At 59.5% G+C, this 12865-nt stretch carries 10 protein-coding genes; 3 read left to right on the top strand and 7 right to left on the bottom strand.

Annotation, left to right across the window (positions count from 1 at the left end; all coding sequences use genetic code 11):
• Positions 1–16 precede the first annotated feature (16 nt).
• On the top strand, positions 17–2227 hold the full coding sequence (gene parC / locus ABJ076_RS18175) for a DNA topoisomerase IV subunit A (RefSeq protein WP_348188041.1): 2211 nt from the start codon (positions 17–19) through the stop codon (positions 2225–2227).
• Here the strand turns inward: parC and ABJ076_RS18170 are convergent.
• The 3 genes from ABJ076_RS18170 to motA all read right to left on the bottom strand — a co-directional run bounded on the left by ABJ076_RS18170 (position 2224) and on the right by motA (position 4974).
• Complete coding sequence (locus ABJ076_RS18170; RefSeq protein ID WP_348188038.1) at positions 2224–2967, bottom strand: arginyltransferase; 744 nt, start codon at positions 2965–2967, stop codon at positions 2224–2226. The genes parC and ABJ076_RS18170 overlap by 4 nt on opposite strands.
• Positions 2968–2976: 9 nt before the next feature.
• Positions 2977–4032 carry a flagellar motor protein MotB gene (locus tag ABJ076_RS18165; RefSeq protein WP_348188036.1) on the bottom strand — a complete coding sequence of 352 codons (1056 nt, stop codon included), beginning with the start codon at positions 4030–4032 and terminating at the stop codon, positions 2977–2979.
• Between the two features lie 81 nt (positions 4033–4113).
• Positions 4114–4974 (bottom strand): flagellar motor stator protein MotA, encoded by an 861-nt coding sequence (gene motA / locus ABJ076_RS18160; protein WP_348188034.1) that lies wholly within the window; start codon positions 4972–4974, stop codon positions 4114–4116.
• Between the two features lie 207 nt (positions 4975–5181).
• Here motA and ABJ076_RS18155 point away from each other — a divergent pair, with 207 nt between their 5' ends.
• Positions 5182–5658, top strand: coding sequence for a flavin reductase family protein (locus ABJ076_RS18155; protein ID WP_348188032.1), 477 nt, complete (start codon positions 5182–5184; stop codon positions 5656–5658).
• 20 nt (positions 5659–5678) lie between these two features.
• Here the strand turns inward: ABJ076_RS18155 and ABJ076_RS18150 are convergent, their stop codons facing one another.
• Positions 5679–6911 carry a threonine ammonia-lyase gene (locus ABJ076_RS18150; RefSeq protein ID WP_348188148.1) on the bottom strand — a complete coding sequence of 411 codons (1233 nt, stop codon included), beginning with the start codon at positions 6909–6911 and terminating at the stop codon, positions 5679–5681.
• Positions 6912–7117: 206 nt separating this feature from the next.
• On the opposite strand from ABJ076_RS18150, the gene ABJ076_RS18145 reads away from it, so the two are divergent.
• Positions 7118–7720 (top strand): hypothetical protein, encoded by a 603-nt coding sequence (locus tag ABJ076_RS18145; protein ID WP_348188029.1) that lies wholly within the window; start codon positions 7118–7120, stop codon positions 7718–7720.
• Between the two features lie 6 nt (positions 7721–7726).
• Here ABJ076_RS18145 and ABJ076_RS18140 read toward each other — a convergent pair whose 3' ends face one another.
• The 3 genes from ABJ076_RS18140 to ABJ076_RS18130 are packed head-to-tail and all read right to left on the bottom strand — an operon-like array spanning position 7727 to position 12862.
• Positions 7727–10144 (bottom strand): penicillin acylase family protein, encoded by a 2418-nt coding sequence (locus tag ABJ076_RS18140; RefSeq protein ID WP_348188026.1) that lies wholly within the window; start codon positions 10142–10144, stop codon positions 7727–7729.
• Between the two features lie 37 nt (positions 10145–10181).
• The gene (locus ABJ076_RS18135; protein WP_348202620.1) at positions 10182–11711 is read right to left on the bottom strand and encodes an aldehyde dehydrogenase family protein; all 1530 of its coding nucleotides are present in this window, start codon (positions 11709–11711) and stop codon (positions 10182–10184) included.
• Entirely contained in the window at positions 11708–12862 is a 1155-nt protein-coding gene (locus ABJ076_RS18130; protein WP_348189569.1) for a CaiB/BaiF CoA-transferase family protein, read from the bottom strand. Before ABJ076_RS18130 ends, ABJ076_RS18135 begins: the two co-directional genes overlap by 4 nt.
• Positions 12863–12865 lie beyond the last annotated feature (3 nt).

The following is a 12865-nucleotide window of genomic DNA, read 5'->3' as shown; positions in this document are numbered from 1 at the left end:
AAGGTCCACAAGATCCATGCTGCCTGACATTCGGGATACCAGCCTCGCCGAAGCGCTGAGCGAACGCTACCTCGCCTATGCCATGTCGACGATCATGTCCCGCTCTCTGCCGGATGTGCGAGACGGACTGAAGCCGGTGCACAGACGTCTGCTGTTCGCCATGCGCCAGCTCAGACTCTCTCCGGACGATGCCTTCAAGAAGTCCGCTCGTGTGGTCGGCGACGTCATGGGTAAGTTCCACCCGCACGGCGATTCGGCGATTTACGATGCGATGGTCCGTCTGGCGCAGGATTTCGCGGTCCGATATCCGCTGGTCGACGGGCAGGGTAATTTCGGTAATATCGACGGCGATAACGCAGCGGCCATGCGCTATACGGAAGCCCGTATGACCGCAGTTGCCGAGCTGCTGCTGCGCGGTATCGACGAAGACGCGGTCGATTTCCGCCAGACCTATGACGGCGAAGGCAGCGAGCCACTGGTCCTGCCGGCTGCTTTCCCGAACCTGCTGGCGAACGGATCGCAAGGTATCGCGGTCGGTATGGCGACCAATATCCCGCCACACAACGTGGAAGAGCTCTGCGACGCTCTGTTGCACCTGATCAAATATCCGGAAGCGCGGATCGAGACACTGGTCGACATGATTCCGGGGCCGGACTTTCCGACCGGTGGCATGCTGGTGGAAGATCGGGCAGCGGTAATCGAGGCGTATCGCACAGGACGCGGCAGCTTCCGGCTGCGGGCGAAATACGAGGTTGAGAAGCTCAAGAATGGCACGTATCAGATCGTCATCACCGAGATTCCCTACCAGGTTCAGAAATCCCGCCTGATCGAGCGTATGGCGGAGCTGATGCAGGCCCGTAAGTTGGCTTTGCTTGGGGACATTCTCGACGAATCTGCGGCGGACGTCCGGGTCGTGCTGGAGCCCAAGAACCGCAACGTCGATCCGGCTGTCCTAATGGAGAGCCTGTATAAATTCACCGATCTCGAGATCAAGTTCAGCCTGAACCTCAATGTGCTTGATGCGGACCAGACGCCGCGCGTTATGTCTCTTCCGGAGACCCTACGGGCTTTCCTCGATCACCGTCATGAGGTCCTGATTCGGCGCTCGAAGTTCCGTCTTGGCAAGATTGAGGACCGGCTGGAAGTACTCGCCGGCTATCTGATTGCCTTCCTCAATATCGACGAGGTGATCCGGATCATCCGCGAGGAGGACCACCCGAAAGAAGAGATGATCCGGCGCTTCGAGCTGACTGAGCGTCAGGCCGAAGCCATCCTCAATATGCGGCTGCGGAGCCTGCGCAAGCTGGAAGAGATCGAGCTCCGAAAGGAGTTTGAGGAACTGACAGCGGAGAAGCAGGAGATCGAGACGCTTCTTGGTGACGAAGGGCTGCGCTGGAAGGCAGTGGCGAGCGAGGTCGGCGAGATCCGCAGGACCTTCAGCAAGCAGACCGAGCTTGGCCGCCGCCGGACTGAAATTGGTGCCGCGCCGTCTGATGTCGAAGTGCCGATGGAAGCGATGGTCGAGCGCGAGCCGATTACGATCATCTGCTCCGAAAAAGGCTGGATCCGCGCGATGAAGGGCCATATCGCGGACGATGCAGAATTGAAATTCAAGGAAGGCGACGAAGGCAAGTTCCTGATCCGGGCCGAGACCACGGACAGGATATTGATCTTTGCCAGCGACGGTCGCTTCTTCACGATCATGGCGGATAAACTGCCCCGTGGACGAGGCCATGGAGAGCCGTTGCGCCTGATGATCGACCTAGATAATGACGAGGACATCGTTGATATTCTGCCGCACCGCAAGGGGCAGCGCCTGTTGCTTGCCTCCAGTGACGGTCGCGGCTTCATCGTGAATTCGGATGATCTCCTGGCCCAGAAGAAGGCGGGCAAACAGGTGCTCAACCCGGCTACAGGCGCGAAGGCGCAGATTTGTCTGCCGGTTGAGGGCGAGCTGATCGCGATTGTCGGCACGAACCGGAAACTGTTGGTCTTCGAGGCATCCGAAGTACCGGAAATGGCGCGCGGCAAGGGCGTGATCCTACAGCGCTACAAAGATGGAAGGCTCGGCGACGTGACCTTCCTGAAGACGGACGAGGGACTGAGCTGGGAGCAGACAGGCGGTCGGACGCGTACCGAGACGGACCTGACGACTTGGCGGGGCAAACGGGCCGGTGCTGGTAAGATGCCACCGAACGGTTTCCCCAGACCGGCGCGGTTTACCTAGTCGGAGGCTGAGGTTGCCTCGGGGGTGGCCTCGAGCCAGCCTTCTGGCGTCAGGAGCTCGTAAGGTCGATACTTGGTCTTGTAGGCCATCTTCCGGCAGTCCGGGATCCAGTAGCCGAGATAGACATAGTTGAGACCGCGCGCTTTCGTGCGCTCGATCAGGTCAAGCACCATATAGGTGCCGAAGCCGCGCGTGCCGTCCGTTGTATCGAAATAACTGTAGACGGCGGACAGGCCATCTTCCTGCTCGTCCACCAGCATGATCGCCACCAGCTCCTGGGCGGCATCGCGATATTCAATCAAATAGGTTTCAATTGGCGAGCGTTCGACCATTTCGGCGTAGTCTGCGAAATCCATCATGGCCATTTCGCCGTCACCATGTCGGCCTTGTTGATAGGCCTGGAACAGACGGTATTGCTCGCGCGTGGCAATTGCCTGTACTGGCCGCGCCGTCAAGTCTGCGTTGCGTTTGAGCAGCTTGCGGAAGGTTCTGGACCAGCGGAAATCGCCACAGCGCACGCGCACGGGGCTGCAGGCGTTGCAGCCGGGACAGGCTGGCCTGTAGGTCAGGTGCTGGGTGCGGCGGAACCCGGCCTTGGCGAGTGTATCGTGCGCCAGCTGTCCTCGGCGGCTCGAGATATCCGCAATCAGGCGGCGCTCAGTCTTGCCTGGAAGATAAGGGCAGGGCATAGGCAGCGTATGGAAAAACGCCAGCGGGCGGGCTCGAAGATTGTCAAACATGCGTCGGGGCTATCCTCCGGACCGCACTGGCGGCAGGGCCGAGCCGTTATCCGGCGCTATGATCGGCGGAAGTGTGGTCTCGAGCGGCTGCACCGCCGGTTCGCCTGACGCGACCGCATCGGCAGCCTGATCGCTGAAATCCTGCTTCAGCAGAACGATGCTGATCCGCCGGTTACTGGGCGAGGTCGGGTCGTTCGGCTCGATGGGATCGGTATCGGCTTTGCCGACGACCTGGGCAACGCGGCCTTGTGGAATCCCATTGGCAATAAGCGCGCGCCGACTGGAGAGGGCGCGGTCCGCGGAAAGCTCCCAATTCGTATAAGTCGCACCTTCCGGGAAGGGACGTGAATCCGTGTGGCCCGAGATTTTGATCTTGTTAGGAAGCTTGCTGATGATTTCGGACACTTTAGCCAGAAGCTTGCGTGTCTGCTCGAACATATCGGCGCTGCCGAGGGGGAACAGGGCGACTTTCTCCTGATCGAGCAACTGGATTCGCAATCCCTCCGGCGATTGATCGATCTGCAGGCTGTCCGCGATTTCCTTCAATTCCGGATCGTTAGAATCCTCGATCGCCTTGCGCAGCATTTTTTCCGCTGAGGCAAACTGGGCGGCTTCCCGTTCCTCAAGCAGTTTTTCTAGCTTCTCTGCGCTGATCAGGCCTTCGGCATCGTCGTCGCTGCCGAGACGGGATTCGATATTCTCTGGGTCGTCCGAATCGGCATCAAGGGACTCTGTGTTTTCCGCCTGCGGGCGAGCCACTTGTGGTGTGCTGATCATCGGCGGGGAGGATGCAGATTTCAGCGCGCCCGGCACGGTGATTGACGTCCCGCCGAGCACACCGCCGGAGCCGCTTCGTGTGGAGCGCGAGATGGCCGTCGGGTCGAAATAGTTGGAGATACCCATCTTCTGTTCCTCGGTGGTCGCGTTCAGCAACCAGAGGAGCAGGAAGAAGGCCATCATCGCGGTCACGAAGTCGGCATAGGCAACTTTCCAGGCGCCGCCATGGTGGCCGCCATGGCCACCCTTTTTGACCTTCTTGATAACTATGCTGGCGTGGTTGTCCAAGCTTTCTCGTTCCTGTTTGGCGCGCGGCTAAAGTGACCCTCGACCGCTTGTAGCATTCTGCATGCCAGATATCGGTCCGTACTAGACCGGAGGCAAGGCTGCGACTGCTTCCTCAACTTCGAAGAACGAGGGGCGGTCTTTGGACATCAGCGTCTTGCGAGCAAATTCCACCGAGACTGCCGGGGCGTAGCCCGACACATGAGCCAGAAGGCCAGCTTTGATGCAGCCAAGGTACTTGGCGTCGGCATTCAAAGTCGTACCCATTGTCGCCGCCAATGGACTCACGAAGCCGTAAGCGAGCAGAATCCCAAGGAAGGTTCCCACCAGAGCGCCACCGATAAGTTTACCGAGCACTTCCGGGGGTTCGGTGATCGATCCCATGGTTTTGATAATGCCCAGCACGGCCGCGACAATCCCGAGCGCAGGGAAGCCATCACCCATTGTCTGATAAGCGGCGGCAACCGATGCGTCCTCGGCATGGTGGGTCTCAAGCTCCTCGTCGAGGAGATCGGCCAACTCATGCGGGTTGTCGGTGCCGAGGGTCATCATCCGGAGATAGTCGCAGAGGAAATCAAGTGCATGGTGATCGGACGAAAATTTCGGGAAAGCCTGAAAGAGAGAACTGTCCTCCGGCCTTTCGATATGTGATTCGATCGCCAGCATACCTTTCGTCTTCGCGAGCTTGAAGATCGCGTACATCAGACTGAGGAGCTCTAGATAATCATCTTTGGAGTATTTGGGGCCTTTGAGGGCCGCGCCAAAACCTCTGCCAGCTTGGCCGAGAACGTGTTTGGGGTTCGCACAGATAAATGCCCCAACGCCAGCACCACCGATGATGACAAGCTCAAAAGGCTGCCACAATGGCCCGAGCTTGCCGCCCATGGCCATGTAGCCGCCAATCACGCAGACGATGACGACAACCCATCCGATAATCACCAGCATGTGACGCTCTCCACCCGGTAATGGTCCCAGAACGCATTTCAGGAAACATTCAAAGGGTAATATCTCTCAAATTTCGGTTATTTGTAAACAACAAGGGGTAAACAATTGATTTACCGACCGCTTTGCTCCATGTCAGCCAGTATGGTTTTAGCCGGTAACGGACCAGCCATCGGCAGTTTGCCGGCGAAATAAGGAGCTGCAGTCGTAATGTCAGTGAATTCAGATCAATTCCGCGATGTGATGGGCCGCTTCGCAACGGGGGTGACAGTGGTTACGACCGTCAATCAAGGGCGCCTCGACGGATTTACGGCCAGCTCCTTCTCCTCGGTGTCTCTCGATCCGCCGCTGGTGCTGGTCTGCATTGGCAAGGATGCGACCTGTCATGACGCGTTTTCCAATAGTGGTTGTTTTGCGATCAATATTCTGTCCGCTGAACAGGCCGGTCTGTCCGTACGCTTCAGCTCCGACGTCGGTGATCGTTTCGATAGTGTGGCGCACAAGCCTTGGGTGACTGGTGCACCCATTCTGGAAGGCGCTCTCGCGGCCATCGACTGCAAACTGCACGCGCTTTATGAGGGCGGCGATCACTCAATTCTCGTCGGGCGGGTTGAACGGCTCGACCCCATTCGCGAGGACGCCGAGCCGCTGATTTACTATCGCGGCGCCTATCGCTCGATTTCCTGAGCCCGGGCGTCCTCAGAGCCTCAGAGAGGCCGCCCTTCCATCGCCATGTTGCTCATGACGCTGGTCTTCAGACCGGCCGCGTCGAGAGCGGCTATGATTTCCAGCACGTGATCAGGGTTGCGGGTCTCTATCAGAACCTCAAGTTCGGCCTGCTTGATCGGCACGTCCTGGAACATGCGCTGGTGATGCACCTCCACGATATTCGCTCCCGACCGTCCGATCAGCCCGGCGACCCGGGCCAGTGTCCCCGGTTGATCCGTGATGTCGATGCGCAGGCGCGCCAGGCGGCCATGACGGGTCAGCCCGCGCAGCAACACAGTCGCCAGCATGCGCTGGTCGATATTGCCGCCACAGATCACGCTGGCGACCCGTTTCCCCGCAAATCGCTCCGGTGCCTTGATCATCGCGGCGATGCCGGCCGCGCCGGCGCCTTCTGCGACCAGGTTCTGGTGCTCGGCGCAGCCATTCACCGCACGCTCGATTTCGATCTCATTGACCAGAATGATGTCGTCGACCAGGGAACGGCAGATTTCCGTGGTCATCGCACCGGGAGCTTTCACCGCGATACCTTCTGCCAGGGTTTCGCCGCCGAAATGCGGGGGCTGGCCGTGCATTGCGGCATACATTGAGGGGAATTGCTCCGACTGAACGCCGATCACCTCTATGGCCGGATTGAATTTCTTGGCGGCGATCGCCATACCGGAAATCAGACCGCCTCCACCGATGGGCACAACCAGTGTGTCTAGCGCACCGGCATCCTGCATCAGTTCCAGCCCCGCCGTGCCTTGGCCGGCAATGATCCTTGGATCGTCGTAGGGATGGATCAGAACATATCCGTGCTCGGCGATCAGCTCCTCTACCTTTTCCCGGCTTTCGGCGAGCGTCGCGCCGAATTGAACGATCTGAGCGCCGTAATTACGGGTCTTTTCAACCTTGGTGAACGGTGTCGCCGCTGGCATGACAATGGTCGAGTGAATCCCGAGAGCGGTGGCGTGATAAGCTACGCCCTGCGCATGGTTGCCCGCCGACATGGCGATCACGCCGCGAGCGCGCTCTTCCGCATTCAGGCTGGAGAGCTTCACATAGGCGCCACGGGACTTGAACGACCCGGTGAGTTGCAGGTTTTCGAGTTTCAGGGTCAGGTCGATCCCGAGCGCCTGGCCGAGGGCCGGCGCTGGGATGGTCGGCGTTCGAAGAATTTTGCCGCTCAGTTGTTCCTGAGCCTTTTCAATATCTTCGAAAGTAACAGGCATGGTCATCTCGATGCTCCAGTAAGATCGGCTGGATTATTGCATACCGGTCTGGTCACCGGAGGGTGTTCAATTAACGCTGATTTGACTCCCAGCTCCTGCCGGAGCGTGATAGGAGTCGAGATCATACGGGGGAAGGCGATTGAACGCCGTTCTCGGAGAGAATTAAGGGACTCACCGGGAGCGCAGTGTTGTTGGAGGGACATCAAATGTCCTGCCTTGGCCGTATTGTCATGCCCGCCGTTTTTTGCCTCGCCATTGCGGGGAGCCCTGAGCTTTGTGCTGCCGACGAGTTCGATAAGCAGCAGAACTCTTGGTATTTTCTTGGCGCATCGACTGATCGTTTCGGCAATGAAGAGCAAAATCAACCGGGCTTCGCCAGCGAGCCGGAGCGCCGCAGCTTGGACGATTCACGGAGCGGCGAGCGCTATAAGTTTTCCCTCCGCTATACAGATCTGGGCGAGCCGACCGGTCAAGTCGGATTAGGTCGTGGTCCGGATCCTTACGGGACAGGCGACGTGCTGTCCATTTATCTCGATCATTCCTTTGATCTCGGAGAGGACTGGTTGCTTCGCCCGCATGTGGTTGCTGGCCTAGGACTGGCCTATGGCAACGGTCTCGACCGCCACGATGAGATGTCGCCAGCCTTCGAACTTGGCTTCGGCGCCACTTATGAGATTTCGGATAGTTGGGACTTCTTTACGGAGTACAGGGCGTTTTATACCCGTACGGCGCAGCCCAACCTGAGACCGGAAGGCGACGATTCCGGTTTCGCCCAGAATTTCACGCTCGGGGCACGGTTGCGTTTCTGATCCGAACTAGTTCGGCCGAAGCGTAAGAGTCCGCTCGGAAGACACTTCCGATGTGCTGATCCGGCGGTAACGGCCATTTGCCCAGGCCTCTGCCTGATCGTGGTAGAATTCCGAAAATGGATTGCCGGATTGTCCTAACGACAAGCTGAACAGAGAGGCGTCGAGATCAGAGAGATCGTAGACCGCCCGGATACCGGCCCCGTGGACATTATAGAAGCTGAAATCGGTCTCCGAAATCTGCACAGCCGGGCTTCCCCGGTTCACAGTGAAATCGCCCCCGTCGGTTGCGATTTGGGTATCGAGTAGTTTGTCGAGAAACGGCACACGAGACCAAAGCAGATGCCGGAATCGGGATTCGTGAGCCTTGCCCCAGCGCCAGTCTTCCGGGTTCTGCCCGAATTTGGCTGACAGGCGGGCAATGGCTTCCTGCAGGCTGTCCCGCACGGGCACCGTGCAGGGCTCGACAATGGTGGAGCGGATATCGTCGCACCATTCCTGGGCATCGGTCAGTACGGCATCGAACATGTGTGGATAGACGCGCTTATAGTCGCTGATCAGATATCCGAGCTCATCGCCGAAGATCTTGCGGTGCAAGAGCGCGGTCCAGAGGGTGTAGACCAGCGGCTCTAAGCGGTCTCGGCGCATCTCCCCGTTCCATTGCCGGAGCTTCTCGACCATATCCCGTTCTAGATCCGAAAGTGCTTCTGGATCGAGATGGCGTAGCAGCAGCTCCCGCGTGTGCTGCACGTCGGACGAAAAGTTATCCATCTGCAAATCGGTCTGCGCTTGTGCGGTGGCACCGGAGCCGAATTCCTGCAGCCGCTCATGGATTCGCTCTGTCCGAAATGGCGCAACGAATTCCCGGCTGAGGGAAAGAGCGGGATCTCGGCGTGCCACATGGTCGTTCGCCTGAACGACCATGTGGCTATCCGGATTGCGTATGAGGGGCAGGCGGTCGCTGTCGATCCACCCGATCCAGTCTCCGGAACCGGTTGCGCCGTCGGCGGGCATGAAGCCCTCTCCCGTTTTCCTTTCCGGCATTCTTCCGGCGAGGAGCAGGGCGATGGCGCCATCTTTGTCCGCCAGGGTGACATTCTGCGGCGGGCTGGAAAAGTCGCTCAATGCCTCTATCGCCTCATCGACGGAGCGTGCGCGGTTCAGCAGAAGAACACTCTCGACACTATTGTCGCCCGGTTTGAGTGACGTGGCACTCAGAGCGAGGACAGTCTTCTGGCCGCGTTGTCTGGCGTCGCTCCATATGTCGGAGAGCACCGGGCCGTTCCGTGTGGTTCGGAAGGTCTCGCTCACTTCCCGGTCGCCGATGCGGAATCGCTCTTCCCGGATCTCGAATGTCTGATTGCCATCCGGTGTAAGATATCGTGCCGGGTCGTTGGGATCGACATGCTCGATGAAGAGGTCCTGGGTATCGGCGAGTGGCGTCGTAAAACCCCAGGCGATGTGGTTGTTATGTCCGAGGATCAGGAAGGGGACACCGGGAACCGTCACGCCCGCGAGTGTGTCATCAGGCGTCTCGATCCGGGCGAGATACCAAAGATTGGGATTGGTGAGCCTCAGGTGAGGGTCGTTGGCGAGCAGGGGCTTTCCGCTTTCGGTTTTGCTGCCCGAAAGAGCCCATGCATTTGACGCGCCGCCTGCTGCAATCCGGGCGGGCAGGGCGGCTGCGAGCCGCGTTGCCGCGTCAATCTCCCCCGGAAAGAGGAGACCCTGCAGCAGAGGCGGCATGTCAGGTTTCCGGCTGTCCGGTGCCTGAAAGAGGAAGGCTATCTGGTCCGGGCCGAGGCCGGCTTCGATCATGCGGAGGCGGTTCAGCTCGGCAGGCCAGTTGCTGCCGAGCTGAACCGCCATGAGCTGTTGCCAGACCAGGCTGTCCGCCGGTTTCCAGGGCTCCGGTTCGTGGAAAAGGACAACGAATTCCGGCGGTAGGGCGCCGTCGCGGGTATTCAGGTAGGCATTGACACCGTCCGCGTATCGCTCCAACGCCAGTTTCAGGTCTGGCGATGCCCGCTGGTAGATTTCCTCCGCACGTCGATAAAGTCCGAGACCCCGGGTCAGGCGGTCGAAGGGGAGAACGCTGTCGCCTGCGGACGCTGAGAGAGTCCCGACAATTTCCGCCATCCGTCCGGCGCCGATCCGGCGCATGGACTCCATTTGCCAGAGTCGGTCCTGGGCATGGACATACCCGAGAGCGAAATAGGCATCGCCATCCGAGCCTGCCTGGATCATTGGTACACCGGCATCATTCCGGGCAACCGTCACGGGGGCTGTCAGCCCATCAACGAGGACGTCTCCCTCGATCTTGGGAGTTGACCCACTCAGCCAGACCAGCAGTCCGGCAAGGCCGAAATTCAGCCCCAGAAAGACAAAGAGAAGACCGAGGCCAAGACGTTTCCCCCATCCAAGCATCGGCCTTCTCCTGTTTGATTACGCTAAGACGCGTTTATCAGGTCTTGTTGAAGATGATGGTCTTCTTCTTTGTAAAATGCTCCAGCATGGCTTCCAGCGTGGCTTCCTTGCCGATGCCGGACTGCTTCACACCGCCATAGGAAAGACCCGGCTGCACGACGAGATTCTGGTTTACCTGCACAAAGCCGGCTTCCAGCTTCTCGGTGAAATTCAGCGCGGCTTTCAGGTCGTTGGTCCAGACCGTGGCGGCAAGGCCGTAGTCGCTGTCGTTGGCGGCAGCGAGCACTTCTTCTTCGTCGGTCCATTTGATGACACAGGTCACCGGGCCGAAGATCTCTTCGCGGGCCAGCTTGCTGTCGTTCGTCATGCCGAGGAAGACAACCGGCTGCACGAACAGGCCATCCTTGAACTTTTCGTCCGTCGGCATGGCCGAGCATTCGACGGCTTCCGCCCCGGCTTCGCCCTTGCCGTGATCGATATAGGACTTCACCTTCGCGAACTGCTCCGGAGAGATGATGGTGCCGATATCGGTCTTCTCATCGAGCGGATCGCCCATCACCATGGCGTCGACCTTCTCGCGCAGCTTGGCCACGAATGCGTCATGCACGTCGGCATGGACGAACATGCGGCTGGCGGCGGTGCAGCTCTGGCCCTGGCGGGTGAACCGCATGCCGGTGACAGCGCCTCCGATGGCCTTGTCGATGTCGGCGTCGTTCATGACGATCATCGGGCTCTTGCCGCCAAGCTCCAGGGTGACCGGGATCAGCTTGTCGGCGGCGGTCTTGTAAACGATCTTGCCGGTCTCGACGGAGCCGGTGAAGGTCACCTTGCCAACTTTCGGATGGGCGACCAGCGGGGCGCCGCATTCCGGGCCGTAACCGGACAGCATGTTGAAGCAGCCGGCAGGCAGAACGGAAGCCAGGATCTGGCAGACCCGAAGGACCGTCAGCGGGGCTTCCTCAGCGGATTTAACGACCACTGTGTTGCCGGCGACCAGTGCCGGGGCTATTTTCAGCGCCATCAGCAGCAACGGCACGTTCCAGGGAATGATCGCGCCAACCACACCGATCGGCTCGCGCACGGTGATGGTCAGCATGTCCGGGTGGTGCGGGACGGTCTCGCCCTTCAACTCTGATGCGAGACCTGCGTTGAACAGGAAGGCATCGGCCAGGATCGAGGCTTCGACGCGGCTTTCAGTCCGCAGGGCCTTGCCGGTTTCCAGCGCGATCAGGCGGCCCAGTTCCTCGACATGGTCCATCAGGACCTCGCCGCATTTATAGATCAGTGCGCCCCGGTCCCGGGCCCGCATTTTGCCCCATTCCTTCTGTGCCGTAGCTGCATCCTCGACCGCAAGATTAACGTCTGCTTCGTCGCCCTCGGCACCAAACCCGATCACGGTTCCGGTGGCCGGATCAATGACCTCGAAGCTTTTGCCTGAAGAAGCAGGAACAAGCTTGCCACCGATCAGGTGGCGGCCAGACAGAGCTTTAGCCAGCGCATAGGGGTCTGTGTTTGGGGTAAGGGATGGCTCACTCGAGAAATCGAGATCGTTGCGCATCAAATTCATAGTCCAAGCTCCTTGAGAATACGGTCGCGGTCCTGATCGAGGTTCGGTGAGGGAACGCGGGTTTTAGGATCGTCGAATGCAGTCAGTTTGATCGGGTTACCGACGACTTTCATCGCGCCAGTGACCGGATCGTCCACGTCCACGATCATGTTGCGGGCAGCGGCCTGCGGATGCTCCGCTGCCTGGCCGACATCGTTGATCGGCCCGTTCGGCACGCCTGCTTCATCCAGAATGCCGCCCCAATGGGCCGTTGTGTTGGTGCCCAGGATCGCCTCGATCTCGAGCTTCAGATAGGCCTGGTGCTGCGCCCGGAGATCGTTCGTGAGGAAACGGTCGTCGGTCTTCCAGCTTTCCTTGCCCAGGGCATCGGCCATCTTGTGGAACAGTCCGTCGTTCCCGGCTGCGATGATGATGTAACCGTCTTCGGTCTCGAAGGCTTCGAAAGGAGTGATCGAGGGGTGGCGGGCACCAAGCGGTCCCGGTGCCGTGCCGGTAACGAAATAGCGCATGATGGCGTTTTCCAGCAGGGCGAGCTGACAATCGTACATCGAGATGTCGACTTTCGTTGCCTCACCGGTCGAGGAGCGATGGAACAGCGCCGACATTGCGCCGATTGCGGCATAGAGACCTGAGCCGATATCGCCGATCGATGTGCCGATCCGGGTTGGCGGAGCGCCCTCATGGCCGGTGATGCTCATTATGCCGCCCATGCCCTGCACGACCATGTCATAGGCCGGCCGATACATGTCCGGGCCGGAATGGCCGAAGCCGGAGGCGGAGACATAGATCAGCTTCGGGAATTTCTCGTGCAGCCGCTCCCAGCCGAAGCCGAGCTTCTCCATGGTGCCGGGCCGGAAGTTCTCGACGATGATGTCGGCCTTCTCCAGCAGCTTGTCGAGGATCGCTTTGTCCCCGTTGTCCTTCAGATTCAGCGCAATGCTTTCCTTGCCCCGGTTGACGGACTGGAAATAGGCCGACTTGCCATTGATGAAAGGCCCGTAGTGCCGCGCGTCGTCGCCGGTCTCGGGTGTTTCCACCTTGATCACCCGGGCGCCGAGTTCCGCCATCATCATGGTGCAATAGGGCCCCGCGAGAATCCGCGAGAGATCGACCACGGTCACCCCGGAAAGAGGGCCTCCTGACGCTGCCATGCG

The sequence above is a fragment of the Nisaea sp. genome, from assembly GCF_039990255.1.
In the GTDB taxonomy this organism is placed as follows: domain Bacteria; phylum Pseudomonadota; class Alphaproteobacteria; order Thalassobaculales; family Thalassobaculaceae; genus Nisaea.
Note: the sequence above shows the minus strand (reverse complement) of the source record. Positions and strands in the feature narration are given on the sequence as shown.